Source organism: Sporosarcina beigongshangi (assembly GCF_033485195.1).
Classification (GTDB): Bacteria; Bacillota; Bacilli; order Bacillales_A; family Planococcaceae; genus Sporosarcina; species Sporosarcina beigongshangi.
In genome coordinates this window covers 270,497-297,415 of sequence record NZ_JAWLIR010000002.1, presented here as the reverse complement: position 1 = coordinate 297,415, position 26,919 = coordinate 270,497, and the positions used below count along the sequence as shown (strand labels likewise).

25 protein-coding genes are annotated in these 26,919 nt (G+C 41.8%); 20 read left to right on the top strand and 5 right to left on the bottom strand.

What is annotated here, in order from left to right; all coding sequences use genetic code 11:
• Positions 1 to 41: 41 nt before the first annotated feature.
• The 9 genes from R2B77_RS01980 to R2B77_RS01940 all read left to right on the top strand — a co-directional run bounded on the left by R2B77_RS01980 (position 42) and on the right by R2B77_RS01940 (position 9,140).
• Positions 42 to 815 (top strand): DUF2935 domain-containing protein, encoded by a 774-nt coding sequence (locus tag R2B77_RS01980; protein ID WP_203246683.1) that lies wholly within the window; start codon positions 42 to 44, stop codon positions 813 to 815.
• 217 nt (positions 816 to 1,032) lie between these two features.
• A complete protein-coding gene (locus R2B77_RS01975; RefSeq protein WP_203246684.1) occupies positions 1,033 to 2,109 on the top strand; it encodes a Fe(3+) ABC transporter substrate-binding protein in 1,077 nt (358 codons plus the stop codon).
• A 69-nt stretch (positions 2,110 to 2,178) separates the two neighbouring features.
• A complete protein-coding gene (locus tag R2B77_RS01970; protein WP_203246685.1) occupies positions 2,179 to 3,810 on the top strand; it encodes an ABC transporter permease in 1,632 nt (543 codons plus the stop codon).
• A 1-nt stretch (position 3,811) separates the two neighbouring features.
• Entirely contained in the window at positions 3,812 to 4,552 is a 741-nt protein-coding gene (locus R2B77_RS01965) for an ABC transporter ATP-binding protein (protein WP_203246686.1), read from the top strand.
• A 344-nt stretch (positions 4,553 to 4,896) separates the two neighbouring features.
• Complete coding sequence (gene thrS / locus R2B77_RS01960; protein WP_212391239.1) at positions 4,897 to 6,831, top strand: threonine--tRNA ligase; 1,935 nt, start codon at positions 4,897 to 4,899, stop codon at positions 6,829 to 6,831.
• Between the two features lie 518 nt (positions 6,832 to 7,349).
• On the top strand, positions 7,350 to 7,868 hold the full coding sequence (infC, locus tag R2B77_RS01955) for a translation initiation factor IF-3 (RefSeq protein ID WP_203246966.1): 519 nt from the start codon (positions 7,350 to 7,352) through the stop codon (positions 7,866 to 7,868).
• Positions 7,869 to 7,895: 27 nt separating this feature from the next.
• The gene (gene rpmI / locus R2B77_RS01950) at positions 7,896 to 8,096 is read left to right on the top strand and encodes a 50S ribosomal protein L35 (RefSeq protein WP_203246687.1); all 201 of its coding nucleotides are present in this window, start codon (positions 7,896 to 7,898) and stop codon (positions 8,094 to 8,096) included.
• Between the two features lie 41 nt (positions 8,097 to 8,137).
• On the top strand, positions 8,138 to 8,497 hold the full coding sequence (rplT, locus tag R2B77_RS01945) for a 50S ribosomal protein L20 (protein WP_203246688.1): 360 nt from the start codon (positions 8,138 to 8,140) through the stop codon (positions 8,495 to 8,497).
• A 352-nt stretch (positions 8,498 to 8,849) separates the two neighbouring features.
• The gene (locus tag R2B77_RS01940) at positions 8,850 to 9,140 is read left to right on the top strand and encodes a DUF1294 domain-containing protein (protein ID WP_203246689.1); all 291 of its coding nucleotides are present in this window, start codon (positions 8,850 to 8,852) and stop codon (positions 9,138 to 9,140) included.
• A 29-nt stretch (positions 9,141 to 9,169) separates the two neighbouring features.
• Here R2B77_RS01940 and R2B77_RS01935 read toward each other — a convergent pair whose 3' ends face one another.
• Positions 9,170 to 9,550 carry a hypothetical protein gene (locus tag R2B77_RS01935; protein ID WP_203246690.1) on the bottom strand — a complete coding sequence of 127 codons (381 nt, stop codon included), beginning with the start codon at positions 9,548 to 9,550 and terminating at the stop codon, positions 9,170 to 9,172.
• Positions 9,551 to 9,643: 93 nt separating this feature from the next.
• Between R2B77_RS01935 and R2B77_RS01930 the strand changes: the two genes are divergently transcribed.
• From R2B77_RS01930 to R2B77_RS01910, 5 genes are all read left to right on the top strand, one after another.
• A complete protein-coding gene (locus tag R2B77_RS01930) occupies positions 9,644 to 10,129 on the top strand; it encodes a dUTP diphosphatase (protein WP_203246691.1) in 486 nt (161 codons plus the stop codon).
• 96 nt (positions 10,130 to 10,225) lie between these two features.
• Entirely contained in the window at positions 10,226 to 10,720 is a 495-nt protein-coding gene (locus tag R2B77_RS01925) for a helix-turn-helix domain-containing protein (protein ID WP_203246692.1), read from the top strand.
• The gene (locus tag R2B77_RS01920) at positions 10,720 to 11,595 is read left to right on the top strand and encodes a metallophosphoesterase (protein WP_203246693.1); all 876 of its coding nucleotides are present in this window, start codon (positions 10,720 to 10,722) and stop codon (positions 11,593 to 11,595) included. Before R2B77_RS01925 ends, R2B77_RS01920 begins: the two co-directional genes overlap by 1 nt.
• A gap of 136 nt (positions 11,596 to 11,731) precedes the next feature.
• Complete coding sequence (locus R2B77_RS01915; protein WP_322555625.1) at positions 11,732 to 12,715, top strand: zinc-binding dehydrogenase; 984 nt, start codon at positions 11,732 to 11,734, stop codon at positions 12,713 to 12,715.
• 120 nt (positions 12,716 to 12,835) lie between these two features.
• Positions 12,836 to 14,515: a formate--tetrahydrofolate ligase gene (locus R2B77_RS01910; RefSeq protein WP_203246695.1), complete on the top strand. Its 1,680-nt coding sequence runs from the start codon at positions 12,836 to 12,838 to the stop codon at positions 14,513 to 14,515.
• A gap of 103 nt (positions 14,516 to 14,618) precedes the next feature.
• Here the strand turns inward: R2B77_RS01910 and R2B77_RS01905 are convergent, their stop codons facing one another.
• Entirely contained in the window at positions 14,619 to 16,316 is a 1,698-nt protein-coding gene (locus tag R2B77_RS01905) for a M3 family oligoendopeptidase (RefSeq protein ID WP_203246696.1), read from the bottom strand.
• Between the two features lie 218 nt (positions 16,317 to 16,534).
• On the opposite strand from R2B77_RS01905, the gene R2B77_RS01900 reads away from it, so the two are divergent.
• Positions 16,535 to 16,816, top strand: a complete 282-nt coding sequence (locus tag R2B77_RS01900) for a DUF6509 family protein (RefSeq protein ID WP_203246697.1) — start codon at positions 16,535 to 16,537, stop codon at positions 16,814 to 16,816.
• A 176-nt stretch (positions 16,817 to 16,992) separates the two neighbouring features.
• Positions 16,993 to 17,976 carry an NAD(P)/FAD-dependent oxidoreductase gene (locus R2B77_RS01895; protein WP_203246698.1) on the top strand — a complete coding sequence of 328 codons (984 nt, stop codon included), beginning with the start codon at positions 16,993 to 16,995 and terminating at the stop codon, positions 17,974 to 17,976.
• Between the two features lie 813 nt (positions 17,977 to 18,789).
• On the opposite strand, the gene R2B77_RS01890 is transcribed toward R2B77_RS01895, so the two are convergent.
• The 3 genes from R2B77_RS01890 to R2B77_RS01880 all read right to left on the bottom strand — a co-directional run bounded on the left by R2B77_RS01890 (position 18,790) and on the right by R2B77_RS01880 (position 21,984).
• A complete protein-coding gene (locus R2B77_RS01890; RefSeq protein WP_203246699.1) occupies positions 18,790 to 19,893 on the bottom strand; it encodes a DUF1648 domain-containing protein in 1,104 nt (367 codons plus the stop codon).
• A gap of 3 nt (positions 19,894 to 19,896) precedes the next feature.
• Positions 19,897 to 20,280 (bottom strand): GntR family transcriptional regulator, encoded by a 384-nt coding sequence (locus R2B77_RS01885; RefSeq protein WP_203246700.1) that lies wholly within the window; start codon positions 20,278 to 20,280, stop codon positions 19,897 to 19,899.
• Between the two features lie 186 nt (positions 20,281 to 20,466).
• The gene (locus tag R2B77_RS01880; protein WP_203246701.1) at positions 20,467 to 21,984 is read right to left on the bottom strand and encodes a polysaccharide deacetylase family protein; all 1,518 of its coding nucleotides are present in this window, start codon (positions 21,982 to 21,984) and stop codon (positions 20,467 to 20,469) included.
• Between the two features lie 560 nt (positions 21,985 to 22,544).
• Here R2B77_RS01880 and trhO point away from each other — a divergent pair.
• The 4 genes from trhO (at position 22,545) to R2B77_RS01860 (ending at position 26,901) form a co-directional block, all read left to right on the top strand.
• On the top strand, positions 22,545 to 23,519 hold the full coding sequence (gene trhO, locus R2B77_RS01875) for an oxygen-dependent tRNA uridine(34) hydroxylase TrhO (protein ID WP_203246702.1): 975 nt from the start codon (positions 22,545 to 22,547) through the stop codon (positions 23,517 to 23,519).
• 255 nt (positions 23,520 to 23,774) lie between these two features.
• A complete protein-coding gene (locus R2B77_RS01870) occupies positions 23,775 to 24,545 on the top strand; it encodes an SDR family NAD(P)-dependent oxidoreductase (RefSeq protein WP_203246703.1) in 771 nt (256 codons plus the stop codon).
• Positions 24,546 to 24,577: 32 nt separating this feature from the next.
• Entirely contained in the window at positions 24,578 to 25,729 is a 1,152-nt protein-coding gene (locus R2B77_RS01865; protein WP_203246704.1) for a thiolase family protein, read from the top strand.
• Between the two features lie 23 nt (positions 25,730 to 25,752).
• Positions 25,753 to 26,901, top strand: a complete 1,149-nt coding sequence (locus tag R2B77_RS01860) for an acyl-CoA dehydrogenase family protein (protein ID WP_203246705.1) — start codon at positions 25,753 to 25,755, stop codon at positions 26,899 to 26,901.
• Positions 26,902 to 26,919: the final 18 nt, after the last annotated feature.

Genomic DNA, 26,919 nt, shown 5'->3' with positions numbered 1-26,919 from the left:
CATAGCATACAAGGCTACTACTAACATGGAAGAGGTGGGTTATGCCTTACACAGATAACTATGAAAGGGATACCTTTGGAATTATCGACTTTTGGGTGCGTAATAATTTTGAGCATGGTGAATTTTTTGACCGGGAAATTAGTCATCATGAGCTGGAGCTGGCTCGTGCAAATCAGCGCATGACCCAACGAATGGGCATGATATTCAAAAAAGCGGAGTCGAAAACAGGTTCTATTGAAGCTTTACTCGACGAGGCAAAAAGTTCTACGCATGAGTTCCATGATTTACTCGTTCATACGATGGATAAGGCGCTTCATTGTGAAGTCATTATTTCAACCCCCACATCTTTACTCGACCACATGATTCGTGAGGCAGAAGAGGCGCAGAAGGTTTTTAAATTAATTGAAACAGGTGCTTATGTCACTCCGGCGAACGCGACAATCCATGAAAATAATTTTTGGCTTAGACAAATGGTCGATCATTTAATTTTCATCAGCCATTATGTAGATGCCTCTAACTATGAACTGCATGACCAAGTAAGAGCGATGACAAGAAAATTTGAGAACTTATTCCTCCAAGCAAATGCACTTAAAACCATACTCCGTCAGCCGCGCAACGAAGTTTCTCCAGTATTAAATACTTTTAACCAGATGGTTATTAAAGAAGCCAAAGCATTGGAAGCATTTAAATTAGAATTAAGCGCACTCATCAAATCCTGTGCCGCGATCACAACAGCTCCGCCTGATTTGTTAGAGCATATTGCAAGAGAAGCACATCATTTATGGAGGAACCTAGAGGATCAGGTTGTCTTATAAGTGAGTTAAGCACCAACTGTTGTTTATAGCAATCTTTTTAGGCCATAGATAAACCCAACACAGCGATTATTTTGTATTCCTGTGTGGGTATCTATGGTTTTTTCTGTTTTACGCTACCGTTCGCAGATTAATTGTTGACACAGGATTGAATTCGTTATATTCTTGGAAAGTGTTGAGAATCATTTTCAATTAAAAAAGGGTTTGGAGATGAATAACTATGAAGAAAAATTTGGTGTTACTTGTTGTCGCTATGGTACTCATACTTGCAGCATGTAACGGTAAAGGCACGACAGATACGACAGACGATAGTAAAAACACAGATAAAGAAGCAGCAGTAAAATCAGGTGAAGTGAATTTATATACGAGCAGACATTATGATGTCGATGATGAACTTTATAAACAATTTGAAAAAGAAACAGGCGTTAAAGTGAATGTTATTAAAGGTGATGCAGACGAACTTCTGGAGCGCATTAAACGTGAAGGAGCAGCTACAAAAGCAGATATTTTCTTAACGGCTGACGTTGGCAGATTATACCGTGCAAAAGAGGATGGTTTGCTACAAGCTGTGTCAAGTGACATATTATCGAAGCAAGTTCCTGCTAATTTCCGTGATAACGAAGATATGTGGATCGGTTTAACGAAGCGTGCACGTGTATTAGTGTATAATAAGGATAAAGTAAAACCCGAAGAGTTATCTACGTATGAAGCTTTGGCAGAGGATGTTTGGAAAGGACGAGTTCTTGTTCGTTCTTCTGAAAGTGTTTATAACCAGTCACTTCTTGCTTCATTCATTGAAATAAATGGTGAAGAAAAAGCAAAAGAGTGGGCGCAAGGGATTGTAAATAACTTTGCACAAAGTCCACAAGGTGGCGATCGAGACCAAGCGAAAGCAATTGCTGCTGGTATTGGCGATATTGCGATTATAAACACATATTATTTTGGCCAAATGCTTAATTCCCAAGAACCAGAAGAAGTGAAAGTTGCTGAAAATCTTGGCGTATTCTTCCCGAACCAAGATACTACAGGCGCACATGTCAATATAAGTGGGGCTGGAATTGTCAATGGATCGGCTAATGCGGATAACGCGCTAAAGCTACTTGAATTCTTGACGGCGGAAGAAGCGCAAGGTCAGTTTGCAGCAGCAAACTACGAATACCCTGTCAACGAAAATGTGGAACCAGCTGAACTCCTGAAATCATGGGGAGACTTTAAAGAGCAAAATATTCCACTATCCACATTTGGCGAACATAATGCAAAAGCAATTATGATTTTCAATGAGGTAGGTTGGAAATAAAGAGTAAGCCCCCTGCCGTATTTGCGGTAAGGGGTTTATTGTGGAAATGGAAAAGGATGGTTTTTTGATATGAGCAGGCGTTTGGCGAGCGTAAACGGGTGGACAATTAGCGCAGTACTTATAATCATCTTGCTGTTTTTACCGAATGTGTCGATTGTGTCGGGGATATTTTCACAGGCAAGTGACAATTGGGCGCATATTAAGGAATACATGCTCTTCAACTACATAAAAACATCGCTAACGCTCGTGCTATTTACAGCGGTGTTTACGATTGGGATTGGTCTTAGCCTCGCTTGGCTTATTGCCCAATATGATTTTCCATTAAGAAACTTTATGAAGTGGGCACTCATCTTACCTTTGTCAATTCCTCCGTTTATCGGAGCCTACACGTATCACGGCATTATCAATTATACGGGTGTCATTCAAAAGACGCTCCGTAATCAGTTTGATATTACGCCGAATCCGGCATTTTTTGATATTATGAATATACCGGGTGCGGTCTTTATTTATACATTGTTTTTGTACCCTTATGTTTATATGATTACCAGAATTTACTTGTCGCATCAATCTGCGTCGTTAATTGAAAGTGCCAGGACTCTTGGCAAAGGTCCATGGGAGATTTTCTTCAAAATTGTTTTACCGATTTCGCGTGTGTCTATTATTGGTGGTGTCAGCCTAGTTATTTTAGAAGTTCTCAATGACTATGGCGTTGTAAAATATTTCGGTATCCAAACGTTTAGTACCGCAATTTTTCAAACGTGGTTTGGGCTTGGAGATTTGGATTCGTCCATTAAGCTCGCAGCCTCACTGATGGGGATCGTTATTTTCATTCTAATCATTGAACGGTTGCTACGCGGCGGCAAACAATATAGTTATGCAACGACAAAGGTTAGGCCGCTTCCGCTCGTTAAACTACGTGGCAAGGCAGCTAGGTTTGCGACAGCCTACACTTTGTTCATCTTTAGCATTGCGTTTCTCATTCCGATTATCCAACTGATAGATTGGGTTATTCTCACATTTGGCAAAGTTCCGATGGCAGAAGTGCTCACGTATACAAAAAACTCAGTGACCGTTGCTGGACTAAGTGCGGCGCTCATCATTGTGTTCTCGTTACTCGTCGGAAACTTTAGCCGCATCGTGCATCATCGGCTGGCAAAAGTGTTACCTAAGCTGACAATCCTTGGTTATTCCATACCGGGAGCAGTTATTGCGGTAGCCGTCGTGACGACATTCATCGCACTAGATAAGTTCCTTGCTCCTGTTTATCAGTTTTTTGGTGTAGATTCTGTACTTGTGTTAAGTGTTAGTTTATTCATGCTTATTAGTGCGTATGTCATCCGATTTTTTGCAATCGGTTATAATTCGATTGAATCCGGATTCGATAAAATCGGTACGGATTTCCGTGATGCCTCGCGTATGCTAGGGGCTACCAGTATGCGAACATTTTTCAAAGTAGACGTTCCGATGATGAAAGGCGCTATTATTAGTGGATTTACGCTTGTTTTTGTCGATATACTTAAAGAGATACCGTTAACACTTATTTTGCGTCCATTTAACTACGACACGCTTGCAACAAAAGCGTTTCAATATGCAAGTGATGAAAGAATCATGGAGGCATCTCAGGCTTCGCTACTCATTGTCGGAGTCAGTACAATTGCTATTTTTGTTTTCCATAAGTTATTGAGAGAGGAGCCAAAATGATATGTTCATAGATATTCAAAATTTAAGCTTCAGTTATTCGAATGCCGTGACGAAGGCAGTTAATGCTTTTTCGTTTACGATAGAGAAGGGCGAAGTTATCTCCATACTCGGTCGAAGTGGCAGTGGGAAGAGTACCATTTTACGTCTCATTGCTGGACTTGAAATGCCAGATGGAGGTTCATTTGCACTTGGCGGTAAAAAAATGATCGATAGTCATCTTTTTATCCAACCTGAGAAACGTGGAATCGGAATGGTATTTCAAGACTACGCGCTTTTCCCACATATGAGTGTGGAAGAAAATATTATCTTTGGACTCACTAAAATGACGCGGAAAGACAAGAAAAAACGTACGCATGAAGTGCTCGAACTCGTCGAGTTAGTAGGGTTTGAAAAACGCTATCCACACCAATTGAGTGGTGGCCAACAGCAACGTGTAGCACTTGCACGTGCGATTGCTCCAGAGCCAGAGCTGCTTTTGCTGGATGAGCCATTTAGTAACCTCGATACAGATTTGCAAGTGAAAATTCGTGAAGATTTGCGCCGCATATTGAAAAAGACCAACACGACTGTTATTTTTGTTACGCATAATGAAAATGACGCCCACGCACTTGCGGATCGCATTGTGAAGATTAAAGACGGTAAGATTGATAAAATTGGACGTCCTTGTGATTTACTTGGGATTCCGCCTTTGGAAAATCCGGATTTAATTGAAATTACAGTGGAAGAACTTTTATCTGTTTAATAAAACAGACTTGCATTTATAAAGTAACCAGCGTATACTCAGCTTTAATAATTAATCACTAAGTTAAAATGCAACGAAGAGGACAATAATTGTTTAGTTGACCTACAGAGAACGGGGCCATTGGCTGGAAGCCCTGACGGATAGACGAACGATTTACCACCTTGGAGCAGCGATGACGAATCATCGACGGTACCGGCCCGTTAGCCGATGTCAAGCTTCATCTTTCCAACGTTTATTTGTGTTGGACTGAAGAAACAAGGGTGGAACCGCGAGCTAAAGCTTCGTCCCTTTCCAGGGATGGGGCTTTTTTTGATTCCAAAAAATAAGAAGGAGTGTTTAAAACAATGGCAGAGATGATCAAATTACAATTTCCAGATGGCGCAGTGAAGGAGTTCCCACAAGGGACAACTACAGAGGATGTTGCAGCATCCATTAGCCCAGGACTACGAAAAAGTGCATTGGCAGGTAAAGTGGGGGACAAACTGATCGATTTAAAAACACCACTTACTGAAGGTGGCGATTTTGGAATCATTACACCGCAATCAGCTGAAGCACTTGAGATTTTACGTCATAGCTCAGCGCATCTTTTAGCGCAGGCTGTAAAACGTAAATTCCCGGATGCAAAATTGGGTATCGGACCTGTTATTTCTAGCGGTTTTTATTATGATATTGATTCACCAACACCAATCACAGCGGAGGATTTACCGGAGCTTGAAAAAGAAATGCGGAAAATCATTGCTGAAAACGTTGAAGTCATCCGTCATGATGTGTCACGCGAAGAGGCGGCAGAAATCTTCAAGAAAATTGATGATGAATACAAATTGGAATTGCTTGAAGCGATTCCAGCAGGCGAGCAAGTATCGCTTTACGAACAAGGCGATTTCATCGATCTATGCCGTGGGGTTCACGTACCATCCACTGGGAAATTAAAAGAATTCAAATTGCTTAGTATCGCAGGTGCTTATTGGCGCGGCGATTCCAATAACAAAATGCTACAACGTATTTACGGGACAGCATTCTTCAAAAAAGACGAACTAAAAGAGCATCTACGTTTACTAGAAGAAGCAAAAGAACGTGATCACCGTAAAATCGGTAAAGAATTGAATCTGTTCATGAACTCACAAAAAGTGGGCCAAGGTTTACCAATGTGGTTACCAAAAGGTGCAACAATTCGTCGCATTATTGAACGTTATATTGTCGATAAAGAGCAGAAGCTTGGTTATGATCATGTCTATACGCCAGTTCTCGGTAGTGTGGAATTGTATAAAACATCAGGTCATTGGGATCACTATCAGGATGGTATGTTCCCTGTTATGAGTATGGACAACGAAGATCTTGTGTTGCGTCCGATGAACTGTCCACACCATATGATGATTTACAAAAATGGCATTCATTCATACCGGAGCTTGCCATTACGGATTGCAGAACTAGGAACGATGCACCGTTATGAAATGTCTGGTGCATTATCAGGCTTGCAACGTGTTCGTGGAATGACATTGAATGATGCACATATCTTTGTCCGCCCCGATCAAATCAAAGACGAGTTCAAACGTGTTGTGCAACTTGTCATTGACGTTTATAAAGATTTCAAAATTGAAGACTATTCATTCCGTGTATCTTATCGTGATCCAGCAGATACAGAGAAATACTTTGATGACGATGCAATGTGGAATCGTGCACAAACCATGTTAAAAGAAGCGATGGATGAAATGGGTCTGGATTATGTAGAAGCGGAAGGTGAAGCAGCATTCTACGGTCCGAAATTGGACGTTCAAGTAAAAACGGCTATTGGTATGGAAGAAACGTTGTCAACTGTACAGCTAGACTTCTTGTTACCAGAACGTTTTGACCTAACATATGTAGGAGAAGACGGTAAGCAACATCGTCCAGTCGTTATTCACCGTGGTGTTGTATCTACAATGGAACGTTTTGTCGCATTCCTAATTGAAGAATACAAAGGTGCATTCCCAACTTGGTTGGCGCCTGTTCAAGTAGAAGTGATTCCCGTATCACCAGATGCGCATTTTGACTATGCAGATGGCGTACGTGAAAAACTAGTTGCAGCTGGCTTCCGTGTCGATATTGATAGCCGCGAAGAAAAAATCGGTTATAAAATCCGTGAAGCACAAATGCAGAAAGTACCTTATATGCTCGTGCTTGGCGACAAAGAAGTGGAAACGGGCGAAGTGAATGTTCGTAAATATGGTGAACAGAAGTCCGAGAGTATGCCGTTTGATGATTTCATCGCTAGGTTGCAAGAAGAAGTAACTTCATTATAATAAGTTGAGCTAATGAATTTATCTAAACTCTAGCGCAGGCATCCCGAAGCGTTATTGGAAGAATTATTTAAGGCAGCTCAAATAGCTATTTTATTAAAATTGTTGACACGCACAATGGTGTATGATAAAGTAAATAAGGTTAGTAATGACTGAATACAGTTTGTGGTATAAGAAGAGGCTACCCGCTTCTCACCTGTTTGACGCCTTGACGTTGTTGACAGGTCAACACATGAGTGAACGTGCCGTGCATTTCGATGTGCGTACACATACGCGGGTAGACAAATCTAATTTGTCTACCTTTTTTATTTTGATCAGCGAGTGTCCAAACACCTGCTGAAACAAAATAATGCCTCCGGCGGATTTCATAGATTTTTAAAGTGAGCTTTTCGAGCGAACTCGAAAAAATCTAGATGCAATTACGCCGGGCGTAATTGATTGGATGGACCTGTGGTACCGACCTATTTGGCCGGTGTACCCAAACCATGTATTCGCGAGATAACATCCGGAGGTGGATTACTATTAGCAAAGACATGTACGTAAATGAGGGTATTCGTGCCCGCGAGCTGCGAATTATCGACCATAACGGCGATCAGCTCGGAATCAAAACTCGTACCGAGGCACTAGAAATCGCCGCTCGTGCGAATTTGGATCTCGTCCTTGTCGCTCCACAAGCGAAACCCCCAGTAGCTCGTATCATGGACTATGGGAAGTTCAAGTTTGAGCAACAGAAAAAGGACCGTGAAGTACGTAAAAATCAGAAGATTATCCTACTCAAAGAAGTTCGGTTAAGCCCGACAATTGATGAGCACGATTTTCAAACGAAACTACGTAATGCGATCAAGTTCCTTGAAAAAGGCGACAAAGTAAAATGCTCTATCCGTTTCCGCGGACGTGCGATTACGCACAAGGAAATCGGACAGCGTGTCCTTGACCGCTTTGCAGAAGCGTGCAAAGATGTATCGACGGTTGAACAACGACCGAAGATGGAAGGTCGCAGCATGTTCTTAGTGCTTGCGCCAACTGCTGAAAAACAGTAACAACGAAAGATTTAGGAGGAACAGAACATGCCAAAAATGAAAACTCACCGCGGTTCAGCGAAACGTTTCAAAAAAACCGGTTCTGGTAAATTGAAACGCGGCCGTGCTTACACAAGTCACCTTTTTGCGAATAAATCGACAAAAGCGAAACGCCACCTGCGTAAAGCTTCACTCGTTTCTTCAGGAGACTACAAACGTATCCGCGAAATGCTCACATACGTAAAATAATTCAAACCATAATCGGACAGAAAAGCAGGAGGTAATGAACTATGCCACGCGTAAAAGGTGGAACAGTGACGCGCAAGCGTCGTAATCGAGTATTGAAATTAGCAAAAGGTTATTACGGTTCAAAACATAGACTTTACAAAGTCGCAAACCAACAGGTCATGAAATCATTGAACTATGCATACCGTGACCGTCGTCAAAAGAAACGTGAATTCCGCAAACTTTGGATTACACGTATCAATGCAGCTGCACGTATCAATGGTCTTTCATACAGCACACTTATGCACGGTTTGAAAGTAGCTGGTATCGATGTTAACCGCAAAATGCTTGCTGATCTTGCAGTAACTGACGCATCAGCGTTTGCACAACTTGCAGATGCAGCTAAAAAATCAATCGCAAAATAAGTCTTTGACTAGAAGCCGCCAAGAGAACCGGAGTTAATCCGGCCTCGGGGCGGTTTTTTATTTATTGGCAAAGTAGAAAAGTTATATAAAGGGCATCATGTTTGCCCGCGAGGTAGTCGAGTTTGCATTATAGGTAGCCGAGTTTGTCCGCGAGGTAGCCCAGTTTCCATTATAGGTAGTCGTGTTTGCCCAAGGTAGCTCAATTTCATTATTGGAAGCCGAGTTTGCCCGCGAGGAAGTCCAGTTTCCATTATAGGTAGTCGAGTTTGATCGTAAGGTAGTCCACTTCACCAGATTAGCGACATTCCGGTTAACAAATGGTGTAAAATGGAGGATATAAGGGGGAATGCAGATGCAGCCGATATTGGTCAGTTGGTTGATGTTTATGTCGATTTGGGCTTTTGCAGCAATGGGATATGATAAGCGGCAAGCGAAGAAAAGAGGGCGCAGAGTGCCGGAAAGAAATTTATGGTTACTAGCAATCCTTGGTGGTGGCATCGGTGCTTATTTGGGCATGCAAATGTTTCGTCATAAGACAAGACATACGTCATTCCGCATAGGTTTTCTCCTATTAGCGATGATCTATGGAATTGGCATTCTTTATCTTTTAGGCGTTCGTATGCCGGGGAGTTTCACAGCATAAAAAAAGCCCGTCAAATCGACGGACCTTTATCAAGTATTCATCAATTGCTCAATTGGATTTTTCCAACCGATATCTGCTTTTGGGTAATTAGAAAGAATTTCTGACTTTAGAAAATGGAAATCATCTTTCGTGAATCCTTGTAGTTTCGCTTCGTCCTTCACCCGGACAAAAATGGATACAACATCAAAGGAATCTTCAGTTGTTCCTAAGTATTTTTCGCCTTCAAACATAGCACCTTTGTACGTAATGAAGAAGTTTTTTCGAACATTTTTCACATCATCATAAAAGTAAAATTGCTGTTGTTCATAAGCTTCATCCAATTTGCGCTTGGGGTCCGTTAAATAACGAATACCTCGGTAAAATAAATAGATGATGAAAGCAATAATGACAAAACGGATCAGCAATGGCATAACAGATCCCCCTCACTTTAAACGTAGTACTCTCCTATACGGATGAGGAGGTAGATTGGTTTCACTTTTATAAAATTTTCTGGAGGTTTTTTTATGCAACTGTCAACATTATTTTCTATGCAGCGAGAATTGGATTCATTTATCCAAAATAATCGCCAACAGCAAAGCGATGTATTTCAAGAAAAAGGCTTGGCACTTCTTATCGAACTGGCGGAACTGGCGAATGAAACACGGTGTTTTAAATTTTGGAGTACGAAGGGGCCATCAGAGGACGCCGTTATTTTGGAGGAGTATGTGGACTCGATTCACTTCCTACTTTCCCTTGGAATTGAAAAAAATTTACATACATTGACAACTTGGCCGGTGCGTGAAGTAGAAGGCAATTTAACACAATTGTTTTTGGCAACAACAGCTGTCATTCACCGTTTTTTGGAGGATCTATCAATGGAGTCCTATGAGCAAGTGTGGGTATATTACGGTGCAATTGCTAATAAACTGGGCTTTACGAATGAGGACATCATTCAGGCTTACATAGCGAAGAACGAAGAGAATTATAATCGCCAGAAAACAGGCTACTAAAAAAGTTTTATAGAAAAATCAAAAAATTGATTGACAGAAACCTCTGAATAAAAAATAATAGAGTATAGCAACTTGACTATTAAAGGAGGCGTCAGTATGAATGAATGGAATAAAGAGGATTTTGGTGTACGTTTAAAAGCTTTGCGGGAGCAACGTGGGTTGTCCATGATGGCATTTGGTACCGCTATTGGAACATCTGCTAGTCGAATTAAAGATTGGGAAAAAGGAAAGAATGCCCCATCTGCTGCATGGATAGCCAAAATTTCAGAGCGCTTTAATGTTTCGACAGATGAGCTAATTCTTGGCAATGCAAAGGTTTCAAAAGCGTTTAAGAACTCGGGATCCCCGAATGTTGATTTATTGTATGATAAGTTAAGGGAAACGATTGCGGATGAGTTAGAAGCGGATGAAGAAACTGATCGTACAGCTGATTTGTACGCAGAACTGGATGCGGTGAATAAAGAAAACTATAGAAGTGGAAAAGGGAGAAGGCGTGCGGAGCGCGAACTGTTAGCTATCTTGACAGAACTTCCGAAGAAAGAAGTGCTTGAATTGCTAGAGCTTGCAAAGGTTAAAAAGCGCTGGCTGTAATGGAATCAACTACCGCTACGAAGAGAAAGAATAGGAAGCCGATTTTTATTCTCATAATTGTACTATTCATTGTTATTATTCTGCTAACTTATTGGGGTAATACAACAGTCGGTGTGACACAAAATACTATTATATCCGATAAAATTCCTGTTGATTTCAACGGATATAAAATTGTTCAATTATCAGATTTGCATGATGCCATGTTTGGTGACAGTCATGCGGAAGTCGTCGATAAAGTAAAAATGATTGCACCAGATGTTATTTTCATCACGGGGGATTTTATTGACAGCAATCGTTATAATCTTGAGCAAAGTTTACTTCTGGTTAAAAGGCTGCAAGGGGTTGCACCGATGTACTATGTCACGGGAAATCATGAAATTGCAACGAATGATATAGAACGTATTAAAGATGCACTAGAAGATTTGGGTGTTCGAGTCTTATCAGATGAAGCGGAAATTATAACGTCGAATCAGCGTGGCGGGATAGCGATTGGTGGGATTGAAGATCCGTTGCTCAGCTATCTGGATGATGAGGAAGCAGTCAAGACTTCAATGAATCAGGCATTTGAACATGTACCTAATCAGATGTTTAAAATTCTATTGTCACATAGACCAGAGCAATTTGAGGCTTACGTCGAACAAGGAATGGATGTCATATTTAGCGGTCATGCACACGGAGGTCAATTTCGAATTCCGGGATTCGGTGGACTTGTATCACCGGGGCAAGGTTGGTTTCCAACTTATACAGCAGGTGTCCACAACAAGGATGGTAGTCAGATGGTAGTTAGTCGTGGATTGGGTAATAGTATCATTCCTATCCGGATTTTTAATCAACCGGAAATTATTGTCGTTACTTTACAAAATGAAAGTCAGTAAGAAAAACGCAAAGAGCAGAGTGCTTCTTGCGTTTTTTGTTGTATAGACAATTTAGAACAGTGAGAACGCTAGTGTGATTTCATGGTATACTAGAAGTAGTATGTCGAGGTAATGAGTGGGGGAAAGGATGATAGATGTGAAAGCGTTTATTCATGAAGCTGGACAGTTGAAAATTAGTGAGATGGAAGAACCTATTGCGACAAAGGGGGAAGTTGTTGTTGCGATTCGGGCAGCGGGTCTGAACCGGCGTGACCTATACATTCCTGCTCGTAGAGGGAATGCAACAGAGGCATTAATCATCGGTTCCGACGGGTCAGGCGTAATTGAGTCAGTTGGTGAAGACGTAACGGCATTTAATGTTGGAGATGAAGTCATTATCAATCCCGCACTTCGTTGGTACGACAATAGCGATGCGCCGCCAGAAGGCTTTGATATTTTAGGTATGCCTGATCACGGGACGTTCGCAGAAAAGATTGCTATTTCAGCGGAGCAAGTTGAAAGAAAGCCAGCTCATTTAACGTGGGAGGAGGCAGCTGTGCTATCTCTCGCTGGTGTCACAGGTTATCGTGCTTTATTTACCAAAGGGGGCTTGCAGGCGGGAGATACGGTTTTTATCCCTGGTGCGGGGAGTGGTGTAGCAACTTATCTCATTGCATTCGCTAAAAATAGTGGGGCGCGTGTCATTGTTACATCGCGTAATGAAGATAAGCGAAAACAGGCGCTGGCGCTCGGGGCGGATGTCGCACTAGATACAGCTAGCGATTGGCAACAGGAACTAGCAGGTGAAACGATTGACTTGGTGATTGAAAGTGTCGGACGAGCAACATTCAATCGTTCGCTAGGAGTGTTAAAAAAAGGAGGGCGTATCGTCGTGTTCGGGGCGACGGCAGGTGATACGGTTGACATGGATTTACGTGCCTTTTTTTATGGCCAATATCAATTATTTGGATCGACGATGGGAAGCAGAGAAGAATTGCGTGATATGCTGACACATATTGAAAAGTACGGGACACGTCCAGTGGTCGATACAGTGTTTGCTTTGAATGATGCGCTGGCGGCGTTTGACTATATTGAAGACAGTAAGCAGTTTGGAAAAGTGGTATTGCGTGTAAGTGAGTGATTTGCAAAGTGCCGTAGTGATTCCGAGAGAGCGTAAATTTGTCATATGAATGTCAGAAAGTAAGGATTAATCCGAAATATGAATGCGCTATACTGTAGACAAAGAAAGGTGGGGGTTTTTATGACAGAAGAAGTTATTCCGTTGACGGATTTAGAAATTGCATCAAAAGCGGTGATGAAACCGATTTGGGCAATTGCTGAAAAAGCTGGCATCCCAGAAGAAGCAGTTGAGCCATATGGTAAGTTTAAAGCGAAAATTGATGTTACGAAACTAACTGGATCGAGTAAGAACGGCAAAGTTGTACTTGTTACGGCGATTAGCCCGACACCAGCAGGAGAAGGCAAGTCGACGGTTACTGTAGGACTGGCGGATGCACTTTCAAAATTAGGCGAAAAGACAATGATTGCTTTGCGGGAGCCATCCCTTGGTCCAGTTATGGGGATGAAAGGTGGGGCAACTGGCGGCGGTTATGCACAAGTGTTACCAATGGAAGAGATTAATTTGCATTTCAATGGCGATATACATGCTATTACGACGGCGAATAATGCGCTAAGCGCTATGATTGATAACCATCTCCATCATGGCAATATTCTTCGAATTGACCCGCGAAGAATTACATGGAAGCGTGTACTCGATATGAATGATCGAGCGCTGCGTCATGTAACAATCGGTCTAGGAGGACCTGCCCAAGGCGTACCGAGAGAAGATGGCTTTGACATTACGGTAGCCTCTGAAATTATGGCAGTATTTTGCTTGGCAACTAGTCTAACGGATTTGAAGGAACGAATTGCCCGGATTGTCATCGGTTATACATATGACAAGGAAGCGGTTACAGTTCGTGATCTTGGCGTACAAGGCGCATTGACCCTGCTATTAAAAGAAGCATTCAAACCAAATTTGGTCCAGACGATTGAAGGGACCCCAGCCTTGATACACGGTGGACCATTTGCCAATATTGCACACGGTTGTAATTCACTCATAGCGACAAATACAGCACGAAAACTAGCGGATATTGTCATTACTGAGGCTGGATTCGGAGCTGATTTAGGTGCCGAGAAATTTATGAATATTAAAGCGCGACATGGGAATTTTGCACCCGATGCAGTTGTTATTGTCGCAACAGTGCGTGCATTGAAAATGCATGGCGGTATGCCAAAAAATCAGCTGAAAGAAGAGAATATTCAAGCTGTGAAAGATGGCATGGAAAACTTGGCAAAGCATGTCGATACAGTACTGGTTTTCGGTGTAGAGCCTGTAATCGCTCTCAATCGTTTCTTAACAGACACACCGGATGAACTTGAAGTGATTTTTGATTGGTGTGAAACGAATGCAATCCGTGTGGCATTAACGGATGTTTGGGAGCATGGAGGAGAAGGTGGACTTGCGTTAGCGCGGGAGGTAATTAGCCTGTTGGATAAACCGAACCATTTCGCCCCACTCTATCATGTAGAACAACCTGTTCGTGATAAAATCACAGCGATTGTACAGAAGGTGTACGGTGGGCAAGGAATCATTTTGACTGACAATGCATTGAAAAATCTACAGAATATCGAAAAAAACGGCTGGGATGTCCTACCTATTTGTATGGCGAAAACCCAATATTCATTTTCTGACGATCCAACAATGTTAGGCCGTCCAGAAGGGTTTACAATTACAATTCGGGAAATCATTCCGAAACTAGGCGCAGGATTTCTTGTATGCTTAACAGGCGATATTATGACAATGCCTGGATTGCCAAAAACACCAGCTGCACTTGGAATGGATATAGATGCTAACGGTAATGCAAAGGGTTTGATGTAGTAAAAGGCGTAAAAAGATAGAGAAAAACAAATTCACTTGTACAAAGTGGTGTAATGGACGAAAAAACAGGCAAATCCGTAAATACGGATAGCCTGTTTTATTTTCACAACGCTTTGTCATCTACTGCATTCAGCCATGATTCAATTGTGCCAATGACGGATTCGACGCAGCCGTCTTCAAATGGAGATATTAAATTCGCTTCAGCAACGAGTTGCGTGAATGATTTAGAACCGCCAAGTGTACATAAGTGTAAATAGTCCTTCCAAGCAGCTGCATGATCTTCGCGTGAGCGTTTCCAAAATTGGAACGCACAAATTTGTGCCAATGTGTAATCGATGTAATAGAATGGACTTGCGAAAATATGACCTTGACGTTGCCAGACCGCACCCGATTCTAGGTATTCAATCCCATCATAATCACGCATTGGTAAATAGATTTTCTCAATCATTTTCCAAGCTGCTTTGCGTTCAGCAGGCGTCATTTGTGGGTTTTCATACACAACATGCTGGAACTCATCCACAGCTACACCGTACGGTAAAAAGAGCAATGCGTCACTAAGATGTGAAAACTTATACTTATCGGCCTGTTCTTTAAAGAAGAGCTCCATCCACGGCCAAGTGAAAAATTCCATACTCATCGAATGGATTTCAGCCCCCTCATATGTCGGCCACATATATTCAGGTATGCCGATATTGCGGCTAGAATACACTTGGAATGCGTGTCCGACCTCATGCGTCAGTACATCAATATCCCCGGAAGTGCCATTAAAATTGGAGAAGATAAACGGAGAATCATAATCGTCGATAAATGTACAATAACCGCCCGCTTCTTTCCCTTTCTTCGCTTCCACGTCCATTAAGTTTTTGTCTGTCATAAACTTGAAGAATGTATTTGTTTCAGGTGATAGTTCAGCATACATCTTTTTTCCATTCTCGATGATCCACTCAGGAGAGCCTTGAGGCGTTGCATTGCCTGTTAGGAAATTGAGTGACTGGTCATAGAATTTTAACTGATCGACGCCAATTCGTTCTGCTTGACGCTCGTAAAGGCGACTGGCCAGTGGAACGATGAAATCTCGAACTTGATCTCGGAACTTCTTCACCATTTCTGCATTATAATCAATGCGATTCATGCGAACATAACCAAGCTCTACAAAGTTTTTATAGCCAAGTGTTGTCGCAATTTGATGACGAAGTGTAACGAGTTCATCATAAATCGTATCGAATTGCTCCCCATTATCCGCATAGAATTTTTGAGTAGCTTCCATCGCGGACTTGCGAATCGAACGATCTGTCGATTCCGCGTATGGCCCCATTTGTGCAAGCGTTAACGTTTTGCCATCAAATTCGATTTGTGCAGATGCAACGAGTTTTGAGTAGTCAGATGATAATTTGTTTTCCTTTTGGAGCAATTCAACAATTTCTGGAGCAAATGACTTGATGGAATTATCAGCTAGCGCAAATAATTGGCTTCCCCATTGCTCTTCAAGCTGTGCTCTAAAGGGAGTTGACACGAGTTCCTTATAGTAAGCGGTTTCAAGTTCTTGGTACTCTGGTCCAATTTCATCGAAATAATCCCGTTCATTTTGATAGAATTCATCATTAGTATCAATGGAAGCGCGGATGTAGACGAGATTAGATTGTGTGGAGTAGTTGCTACCGATGGCATTAATCTTTTTCATCACGTCATTTTGCTGTTCGTAAGAGCTTGCGGAACGAAATTCCTGAAGTAGGGCTTCAAATTCTTTTTTTAACGACGCCATTTCAGGTTTGGTGTATTGATAGTCTTCAAATTTTAACAAACTAATTCCCCCTGAATATTTACTAGTGAAATACTTCACTGTTTCTATTGTTCACGAAGTTCGGTCAGATTGCAAAAGTTATTGACGATAATTGTGAATTTCTTTTTAGGAAAAGGGGTCCAGTGCATCATTTTGTTGGAGAATGATGTATGATGGAGAGTAGTGTGCAGCTTATGCATCGTTATCTGAAAAATTGTAAGTGAGAGGTTGTTAAAACTATGGAAATTAATGAACATATTGTTGATCAAATTCTTGATCCAACTGGAATTATTGCTGGTGAACGCTATCAATTTCGACTTTATTTAACGTTAGACGAAGAAGATGAGTTGTACGCTGAAGGCGGAACTGGACTTCGCGTTATTTTTGCTGTCGATGGTGAGGAAGAACGCATTGCGTCATATCATTTTTTTGAGCGTGCAACTGAAAAAGTCCTTGATTTTGAATTAGAGGATGACGAAAAAGAAATCGTCTTAGCTTTTTGTAAAGCGAACCGGGAATAATAAAAGGCAAGGGCCTGTACATTTAATTGTGCAGGCTTTTCTCTAATTCGTCATACAAATGTAAAACATATTATGTGTTTTTTTAAGCGAATTAGTAGATAATGAGTGAAGTGGATGCAAAGAGTTTTCTTTTTCATCCAGACGAGAAAGAAAAACTATAACAGGAGTGTTAGCTTATGGACAACAAAATCGTTGATATTACAATCATCGGGGGAGGACCAACGGGACTTTTCTCTTCATTTTACGCAGGAATGCGAGAAATGTCTGTCAAGATTATTGACAGCCTGCCACAGCTTGGCGGTCAACTCATTGAGCTTTATCCCGATAAATATATATATGATGTCGGGGGATTCCCGAAAATACTTGCAAAGGATTTCGTTGCGAATCTAGTGACACAGGCACATTACGCGAAGCCAGAAATCATTTTAGGTGAAACGGCGCTTTCAGTAACACGCGATGGTGATCACTTCATCCTGCAAACAGATAAAGGTATCCACCTGACACGTACAATCCTGCTGACAGCTGGAATTGGAGCATTCCAACCACGGAAGATTGGCTTGAAAGAAGAAGTAGACTTCGAAGGAACAACATTGCACTACGGTATAAAGGATCTGTCTATTTTTAAGGATCAAAACGTGGTCGTTTGCGGCGGGGGCGACTCAGCTGTTGACTGGTCACTGATGCTTGAAGATATTGCAGCAAGCGTCACACTTGTTCATCGTCGTGAACGTTTCACTGCGCATGAAACTAGCGTTAATCAGCTCATGGAATCGAAAGTGACTGTCGTAACGTCACGTTCAGTAAAAGCGATTGAAGGCGAAGCAGGGACAATTAGTGGCGTTGTGCTAGCTGATAAAGAAGGCACGGAAGAACGATTGAATGTCGATCATTTGATCGTGAACTATGGTAATATCTCTTCACTCGGACCATTGAAAGAATGGGGACTTGAGATGGACCGTAATTCGATTTTAGTCAATACGCGGATGGAAACAAATATTGAAGGCATTTATGCAGCTGGTGATATTACGAACTATGATGGCAAAGTGAAGCTAATCGCTGTTGGACTAGGCGAAGCGCCGATTGCTGTCAATCATGCGAAATCGCATATCGACCCGAAAGCAAGAGTACAACCACTTCATAGTACGAGCGTGTTTAGCTGAATAGATTGAATGAAAAAAAGCCGCATAATTGCGGCTTTTTTTGTCTAGCTCCGGGCGCCAGATGCATTTCGTGATTGTTTTACCGCGTCTGTTGATTAACCAAAAAATAATTTAATCAAAAAACTATGTACTATGTGTAATGTTTTATTTTGACTCTTTCTGTATTGAACGACTTCTATACAATAGCCGTTATATTTTATGTGTAGTATGCGACTAAGTCGCATCCTAAACATTCTGTTCGGTAATCGTATGGTGGTCGTTCATCCGTCACTCTACAAAAACACAGATACACAAAGTGCTAATGCTTTTGAGGACGAGGGAATAGAGGGCTTCTTAACCTGAGAGGGCCGCCAAAGATACAATTTTGGCGGCTGAATCTTCTACTATGGTCTTTTCCACTGTTATTGTAGGTAGTGTCACCTTCTTGATAAAACTTGCTAAAAGTACAGTGAGAATACCTTGTACAACGTGCAAGAGTGCCCGAAATTTCATCTTCGGGCACTTACAGCCTTTATAGAAAGTCATCTATTCTTTTCTTCTCAAACCACTGCATTTTTCACTTAAACAGTGTAGGTACGCGACAGGCAACTATTCACAACAAAATGACCGAAAATAATGTATCTAGAAATGACGAAGTCATTTCTAGATACATTAACCTCCGCGGAGGAATGAACTGCAATTCCTCCTTGGTAATGATGTCGTGAATAGTTAGCTGAGAGCGAACCGGCAACGATTTAGTGAAAAAAGTGATTTTCAAGCCTTTATTCACCTACGATTTATGCAAGTAAATGGTTAATCAACAGACGTGTTATTTTACAATAGAAAAGTAATAACCAAGATGAGCACTAACGGACCCAATAAGATGACATAGCCAAGAGGCTGCCCAAAGTTGACGGTCCAACCTACACCAAATCTTTTTTCAACAAAAATGGATGGATCGTTTTTATTGACGTAAATGACGCCAAACTTCCAATATTGGTCATCATCAACATCTGTGACTCCAGGTGTCGATTCATCTTCAAATGCAACATCTATGCGTGACCCACTTTGACCGACTTTGAAGGCATAGATGGCTGTACCGATGAGGATAAGTAATAGAAAACCGAGTGGCATAGCAAGCATAAGTGCAGTGTTGCCAATACCTTCATGAATCGTTGATAAGTGTAGAAAACTCATAAGAACTGTCGAGAGTACAGTTGTCATGAACAAAAACCAACTACTATATTTTCTGAAGGATAACTGTTGTACTTGGGAACTTTTACTTTTAGCGGCATTCAATTTAATGCCTGACCGTTTTATTAACGCATTGAATCCAAGTAACATCCCTTGCATGATTAATTGAATAAGTAGAAGAGCAATAACAGAAAATGGTGTTTTAGGGCTGAAAGCATCAGGTTGCCCATTAGGTCCCCAGTGCGTCGGAATCATATCGGGCATATTGCCGTATTGCGTTGCGGTATAGGCAATCAGACCAATTGTAATTGCTAATGGTATGGCATAGATAGACGTTGGAAGCATTTCATCTTTCGTACGGATGGCTAAGTCGACAATCCGTATTTGTTTCAAGTCTGCACCCCAGTTATTCATGCGTTTCAGCTGGGTTGTTTTCGCATGGAAATATAAATACAGAGCCATGCTGAGAAAAAGGATACCAAATTGAATCGCTAAACCTATCAAGACAATTTGTTCTTCGGTAATGCTGCCGTTAGCCCAAATGGCAAAGCCAATGAGCGAAATGAGACCAATGCTACTGACGATTGCTGAGTACATTTTTCGATAGGATGCGATAATAGTATTATCCGTATGGCCTTCCGGAATGGTCACTCCAAAAGCAATCGTCCGTCTTAGTAAAAATGGGATGGCAGACTGTATAACGACAATGAAGCCGAAAATAATTAGAAAAATGGTAGTCGTCATTTTTTATTCCCCCTTGATGTCAGTAATGATTGATGATGCAAGTGTTATGAGATCCTCTTTCCCCATCCCAAGTACGATTGCTTCAGCAAGTAACGGTTTCAATTCCTCTGCAATTCTCTCGCGATGGCTGTCCTGTATGCCTTCTTCGACAGGTGGATTAATAATCGCCCCCGATTTCGGCACAATTTCAATGATGCCTTTCTTTTCTAACGCATGATATGCCTTGTTAACTGTATGCATATTCATACTCAGATCCGCCGCCAATGAGCGGACGGAAGGCAAGGCATCCCCGCCGATCAGTTCCCTTCGAGCAATCAATTCAATTAACTGATTAGCCAATTGTGTATAAATCGGGATATCCGAAGAAGGCTCAATTTGAATAAACATGGTGATACCTCCTAACTGTTCTAGTTTTATTATAGCAGATTTGTTCTAGTATGTATAGAATAGAAGTGAATTATTTTAACTTGATTCAGCATTTCTATCAGAGGGAGTTCAATTACGCCAACGCAATTATGCCTTGGCGTAATTGACAAACAAAAATCCCACCGATGAGTTTCGGTGGGATTTCAATTAATCTAGCTCTGAAACGGTTACAAATATATAGCCTTCACTTTGTAGATAGGAAAGGACGGCATCGAGTCCATCGGCTGTGGATTGGTGGATATCATGCATAAGGATAATACTACCGTTCTTTGTTTCTTCCTTGACTCTCATCAATAGTCGATGGGCATCACGGTGTTTCCAATCGAGTGTATCGACATCCCAAAGGACAGTTGGTAAATTGGATTGTTTTTTGACCATTTGATTGACAGCACCGTAAGGCGGCCTAAAAACTGTGGCTTTCGTTCCTGTTACTGATTCAATAATCGCTGATGTTCGATTGATTTCTTTGCGTACTTTTTCCATATCGGCTTTTGTTAGATCTGGGTGATTCCACGTATGATTGCCAAGTTCATGGCCTGCATCATTGATATTTTTTGCGATGTCGGGGTAGTATTCGACCCGACTACCAAGCATGAAGAATGTGGCTTTGGCATTGTATTTTTGTAATGTATCAAGAATTTGCGTCGTTACCTTTGGATCAGGTCCATCATCAAATGTTAGCGCAACCTTTTTTACGATCGTTTCCCCTGTACCATCGGGAAGTGGTGTTCCACCAGTGTTTGTATCGGTGTTACTGGCATTATCCTCTTTGTCGGGTTGTTCGTTGACATCGGGAGTTGTACTATCGTCTGGCTTTTCAACTTCTGAATCATTATCTGGTTGTGGATTGGACTGTTGTTCTTGTAGCTTAAATTCTTCGGCTAATAAGTTGTCGATAGTATGGAGAGGAATAGCGACAATTGGAGGTCCAACTGCTCCAGCAGCTAGCGCGTATTCATCAAAATAAAAGACGATAGAATCATCTGCCAAAGCAAAATTACTATAATTCTCCCAAATCGGCTCTGTATTAAGATGAAGCTCCTCGGGATATAAATGGTTTTCTAAAGTCAAATCGTTATAAAGGTGTTCTCTTACTAAAGTAGAAATCGTTTCAAGCCTTTTCTGATCCCATTCAAAGACATCTTCAATGGAAATGATTTTCTTTGTTATAGGATTTAAATGAAAGGAGCGGATTTCTGTTGAACCATTTGCTCCCACGATAGAATTAGAATTGACGACGACAAACGAATAATTGCCGGAGTGATGGGACAATGTCTCAAAAGAGATATTCAATTCTCCTTTATATTCACTCGCTAGTTCTCTATTCTTTTCCATGGCAGTCAAATAGCTTTTTTTCGTATGTGAGATATAAGCAGAAATCGCATCATTGAATGTACTATGTAAGCTTTGCGGATATTGAATTGCAAATGGAGAATATGGATCGTTCGATGTTTCGGTAATAATTTTGATGCCTGGATAGCTGGAGTCAATCGTATCGATTACTACAGGAGTCGGTTTGGTAGCTTGTGTTTTAGGGGGTGGGGCAGCCGTACTTTTGTTGTTTATTGAAATTAAATAAATGGTCGCAACCGTCAGTGCGATAATAGTTGCAGAAAATGTGATGTCAATCCATGTCGAACGGCGCTTACGATGTGTTCTTGTCATGCTGTGGGCTCCTTTATTGGTTGTAAAAAGTTAGACGGCTGAAACTAGTAAATAGTTTCACTTGAATTAGTAGAGGCTTTAAATCCTTTGTTGATTCAAGTGAAGTCTCCGGCGGATGTCAAAAATTTTGAAAGGGGGTGTGGAAGGCAACCTAAATTCGCCTCGTCCTGCGGGCACAATTCAAAATTTGGACGCAATTACGCTAAGGCGTAATTGATTGAAAAATAAAGTATAATGTCTACTGATACGATAAACATATTCTATTAGTATACATGAAAGATAGTGGTAGACCAATGAAAGGAAAGTGTTTGTGAGATGCTAATTTTAACCATGTAAGGAATTAGCTTGTTGTCCTTTTGTGATATTGTGAAAAACTATTAACAATCGCCTAGGAGTGGGCTCTTAACAATCAAAATCCCTTTTTTCTCCTGCATACATATGGTACAATAGCTTCGTCTCGTATTGTGCATATACGGGTATCTTTTGTATGTTTACACTTAATACCGATCCGGTTGTTGACTTATAACATGCAATTATAAAAAAACAAGGTGGTTGGAAAATTGGAAAACAGTACTTATCGGGTTCTTCTGTATTATAAATACGTCACTATCGAAGACCCAGAAGCATTTGCTATTGAACATTTACAAGCTTGTAAAGAAATTGGACTAAAAGGTCGTATTTTAGTCAGTACTGAGGGTATCAATGGTACATGTTCAGGTACGCTTGAACAGACGGATGCTTATATGGACCTTATGAAACAGGATGAGCGTTTCGCTGATATGGTTATCAAAATCGACGATACGGATCGACATGCCTTCAAGAAAATGCATGTACGCGCACGTGAAGAAATTGTGAATCTGAGCCTTGAGGAAGATATCAATCCGAATGAGCTAACAGGTAAACGCTTGAGCCCTGAAGAGTGGTTCAAACAAATGCAAGAGGAAGATACCATCATCATTGATGCACGCAATGATTATGAGTTCGACTTAGGCCATTTCCGTGGCGCGGTTCGTCCAGATATCGAAAACTTCCGCGATTTACCAGAGTGGATTCGTGATAACAAAGAGCAGTTTGAAGGGAAGAAAATCCTAACATATTGCACAGGTGGAATCCGTTGTGAAAAATTCTCAGGATGGCTTGTCCGTGAAGGCTTCGAGGATGTATCGCAATTACACGGTGGAATTGCGACATACGGTAAAGATCCTGTAGCAAAAGGCCAGCTTTGGGATGGACAAATGTATGTCTTTGATGAGCGTATTGCTGTGCCAATCAATCAAGTAGAACAAGTCATTGTCGGTCGTGATCATTTTGACGGGACACCATGTGAGCGCTACGTGAACTGTGCCAACCCAGAATGTAATGCGAAAATCATTACTTCTGAAGAAAATGAGCATTTATATATGCGCAGTTGTACTGATGAATGTCGTACGCATCCTCGCAATCGTTATTTTGTCGAGCATAATATGACAGTTGAAGAGTATGATGAACGTCTTGCAGCGATTGAAAAGCGTAAAAACGAAATACAAGTATCTTAAATCAAACATACTAGAGCTGACCGGATGTTGATCCAGAAAGGTTGCTGAAACAGTGAATGCTGTTTCAGCAACCCTTTTTTTATCCGTGCTTCATGCCGTCTACCGGCAGAAATGATATCATCACTATTTACTAATCTGCATTAATCGTCTAATATGAAGCCAAATCCTACTACACCAAAATTGAAAGCGCATACATGATTCTGTGGGAGAATAAAGGATTTTTGATTCGAAAATCAATTGTGGGGGATGGGACCAATGGATATCAAAGGTAAGGTCGCAATTGTGACGGGTGGAGCCTCTGGATTAGGGCTAGGAACAGTAACGGGTTTAGTAAACAAGGGTGCAAAGGTTGTCATATTTGATTTGAATGAAGAAGCTGCCAAAGAAGTCTGTATGGAACTAGGGGGAAATGTTGATTTTGCACATGTAGATGTAACAAGTGAGGAGTCCGTTGAGGCAGGTATTCAAAAAGTGATAGCAGCATTCGGTGCGATTCATATTTGTGTCAACTGTGCGGGTGTAGCTCCGCCGCAAAAGGTTATTGGGCGAACAGGAGCGATGCCTTTGGCAAACTTTAAAAGGGTTTTGGATATTAACTTGAATGGGACGTTCAATGTACTGAGACTAGCAGCAGCTGAAATGATTAAGAATGAGCCTTTAACAGAGGATGACGAACGTGGAATTATCATTAACACGGCATCGATTGCGGCTTTTGATGGGCAGATGGGGCAAGCCGCCTATGCCGCTAGTAAAGCGGGTGTGGCAGGAATGACGTTGCCAATTGCACGTGATCTGTCATCCTACGGCATTCGTATCAATACCATCGCACCGGGATTATTCCGTACACCAATGGCAGCGGGACTGCCCGAACCTGTTATAGAGAAATTAGAAAGTATGGTTGAGTTTCCAAAACGCTTGGGCGTTCCAGCTGAATATGCGTCCTTGGCTATTTTCATGATGGAAAATGGCTACGTCAATGGAGAAGTGATTCGTTTAGATGCCGGCATTCGTATGTCACCGCGGTGAGGAAATTTATTAAATGAGGGGTGGGATGAATCATGACAGAAGTGGTCATTGTAGAAGGGCTTCGCACAGCAGTAGGACGAAGAAAAGGAACTTTTGCTAGTTATCGACCAGATGAATTAGCGGCAGTTGTACTAGATGAGCTCGTTCAGCGTGCGGGGGTTGCGAAGGAAGATGTAGAAGATGTCATTTTAGGCTGTGTCACACAAACGGGAGAGCAGGCAAGTAATGTTGCCCGAACAGCGCTACTCATTGCTGGTTTTCCAATCGAAGTGCCAGGTGTCACAATTGATCGACAATGTGGTTCGAGCCAACAAGCGGTTCATTTCGCATCACAGGCTATCGCTTCAGGTGATATGGATATCGTCATTGCGGGCGGCGTCGAAAATATGACGAGGGTGCCGATGATGTCCAATATCGGGAATGTAAAACCGAGTGACAAGTTAACGGAAAAATACGAAATTATTAATCAGGGTTTATCGTCAGAACGAATGGTGAAAAAATGGGGACTGACACGTGAAGAGTTGGATCGCTATTCAGTCAACAGTCATATCAAAGCAATCAAAGCAATTGAACAGGGCCATTTTGAAGCTGAAATAGTCCCCATTGATGTCGAACAGAAGGATGGTGAGATAATTCGTTTTGCTGTCGATGAAGGGCCGCGTCCTGGCACGACGATGGAAGTGCTAGGTGGCTTGAAAACAGTTTTTGATGAACAAGGTGTTATTACGGCAGGAAATGCGAGTCAAATCAGTGACGGTGCATCAGCGGTATTGCTTATGTCACGAGACAAAGCAGATGAGCTTGGCTTGAAACCAAAAGCGCGTATCGTCGCTCGCAGTGTGATAGGCTCAGATCCAACGCTTATGTTAACAGGGCCTATTGATGCTACGAGAAAAGTGTTGAAAAAAGCAGGGTTGACGATTGAAGATATCGACACATACGAAGTGAACGAAGCCTTTGCACAAGTACCGCTTGCTTGGTTACAAGATATTGGGGCAGACCCTGAAAAACTGAATCCAGATGGGGGAGCAATTGCACTAGGGCATCCATTAGGGGCTACGGGAACGAAATTACTAGTGACACTAATGAATAGACTGGAACGAACGGGTGGACGTTATGGTCTGCTAGCGATTTGTGAAGGTATGGGGATGGCTAACGCAACGATTATTGAACGATTGTCTTAAGTAAGGCGAAAGGGGAGGTAGGGATGGGGAGATATAAATTTGAAACAGAGGAACATATTATGTTCAGAGATTCACTTAGAAAGTTTCTGCAAAAAGAAGCAATCCCGCATTATGATACATGGGAGAAACAACGTATCATTCCAATTGTGTTTTGGAAAAAGTTTGGGGAAATGGGCTTTCTTTGTCCGCAAGTAGCTGACGAATATGGTGGACTTGGGCTTGACTTTAGCTTCGGTGTTATCATTTCTGAAGAATTAGAAAGGGTAGGCACCAGCTTGGTCGGGGTCAGCTTGCATAATGATATTGTTGTGCCTTATATCGAGTCGTATGGTTCAGTTGAACAAAAAAAACGTTGGCTACCGGGTTGTGTGTCAGCGGATATCATTACAGGGATTGCCATGACGGAGCCTGGAACAGGATCTGATTTGGCAAATGTGCGGACGACCGCGATTCGTGACGGAGATCATTATGTCGTCAATGGGCAAAAGACATTCATTACAAATGGCATTAATGGCAATCTTTTTGTTGTCGTAGTGAAGACGGATTCGCATGTCGAGCCGAAGCACCGTGGTATTAGTCTACTTGTAGTTGAAGAAGGAACACCTGGGTTTACGAAAGGACGCAAGCTCGATAAAGTGGGGCTTCATGCGCAGGATACGGCTGAATTATACTTTGAAGATTGTCGAGTTCCTGTTGGCAATTTGCTTGGCGAAGAAGGGAAAGGCTTCGGGTATCTCATGTCGAAACTTCAACAAGAGCGGTTAGTCGTGGCGATTGCTGCACAAATTGCATCGGAGGATATGCTGGAAACGACCATCCGTTACGTGAAATCTCGTGAGACGTTTGGAAAGCCTGTCTCTTCATTCCAAAATACGCAGTTTAAAATTGCAGAGATGGCAACGAAGATTGAGCTTGGAAAAGCGTTTTTGGAGTCATTGATTGAGGATCATATCGCCGGTAAAGACGTCGTGACAAAAGTGTCGATGGCAAAATATTGGCTAACTGAAACCGCGCAGGAAATTTCGGCGGAGTGTATGCGATTGCATGGTGGCTATGGGTATATGGAGGAGTATACCATTGCTAGGCGTTACCGGGATATCCCCGTAGCCTCTATTTACGCGGGGACGAATGAGATTATGAAAGTGATTATTGCGAAGAATATGGGGTTGTAGAGAAAAGTGCCAGCGAGT

Coding starts and splice junctions, on each gene's coding strand:
- R2B77_RS01980 (WP_203246683.1), top strand. CDS start 42: ATGCCTTACACAGATAACTATGAAAGGGATACCTTTGGAATTATCGAC.
- R2B77_RS01975 (WP_203246684.1), top strand. CDS start 1,033: ATGAAGAAAAATTTGGTGTTACTTGTTGTCGCTATGGTACTCATACTT.
- R2B77_RS01970 (WP_203246685.1), top strand. CDS start 2,179: ATGAGCAGGCGTTTGGCGAGCGTAAACGGGTGGACAATTAGCGCAGTA.
- R2B77_RS01965 (WP_203246686.1), top strand. CDS start 3,812: ATGTTCATAGATATTCAAAATTTAAGCTTCAGTTATTCGAATGCCGTG.
- thrS (WP_212391239.1), top strand. CDS start 4,897: ATGGCAGAGATGATCAAATTACAATTTCCAGATGGCGCAGTGAAGGAG.
- rpmI (WP_203246687.1), top strand. CDS start 7,896: ATGCCAAAAATGAAAACTCACCGCGGTTCAGCGAAACGTTTCAAAAAA.
- rplT (WP_203246688.1), top strand. CDS start 8,138: ATGCCACGCGTAAAAGGTGGAACAGTGACGCGCAAGCGTCGTAATCGA.
- R2B77_RS01940 (WP_203246689.1), top strand. CDS start 8,850: ATGCAGCCGATATTGGTCAGTTGGTTGATGTTTATGTCGATTTGGGCT.
- R2B77_RS01935 (WP_203246690.1), bottom strand. CDS start 9,550: ATGCCATTGCTGATCCGTTTTGTCATTATTGCTTTCATCATCTATTTA.
- R2B77_RS01930 (WP_203246691.1), top strand. CDS start 9,644: ATGCAACTGTCAACATTATTTTCTATGCAGCGAGAATTGGATTCATTT.
- R2B77_RS01925 (WP_203246692.1), top strand. CDS start 10,226: ATGAATGAATGGAATAAAGAGGATTTTGGTGTACGTTTAAAAGCTTTG.
- R2B77_RS01920 (WP_203246693.1), top strand. CDS start 10,720: ATGGAATCAACTACCGCTACGAAGAGAAAGAATAGGAAGCCGATTTTT.
- R2B77_RS01910 (WP_203246695.1), top strand. CDS start 12,836: ATGACAGAAGAAGTTATTCCGTTGACGGATTTAGAAATTGCATCAAAA.
- R2B77_RS01900 (WP_203246697.1), top strand. CDS start 16,535: ATGGAAATTAATGAACATATTGTTGATCAAATTCTTGATCCAACTGGA.
- R2B77_RS01895 (WP_203246698.1), top strand. CDS start 16,993: ATGGACAACAAAATCGTTGATATTACAATCATCGGGGGAGGACCAACG.
- R2B77_RS01890 (WP_203246699.1), bottom strand. CDS start 19,893: ATGACGACTACCATTTTTCTAATTATTTTCGGCTTCATTGTCGTTATA.
- R2B77_RS01885 (WP_203246700.1), bottom strand. CDS start 20,280: ATGTTTATTCAAATTGAGCCTTCTTCGGATATCCCGATTTATACACAA.
- R2B77_RS01880 (WP_203246701.1), bottom strand. CDS start 21,984: ATGACAAGAACACATCGTAAGCGCCGTTCGACATGGATTGACATCACA.
- R2B77_RS01870 (WP_203246703.1), top strand. CDS start 23,775: ATGGATATCAAAGGTAAGGTCGCAATTGTGACGGGTGGAGCCTCTGGA.
- R2B77_RS01865 (WP_203246704.1), top strand. CDS start 24,578: ATGACAGAAGTGGTCATTGTAGAAGGGCTTCGCACAGCAGTAGGACGA.
- R2B77_RS01860 (WP_203246705.1), top strand. CDS start 25,753: ATGGGGAGATATAAATTTGAAACAGAGGAACATATTATGTTCAGAGAT.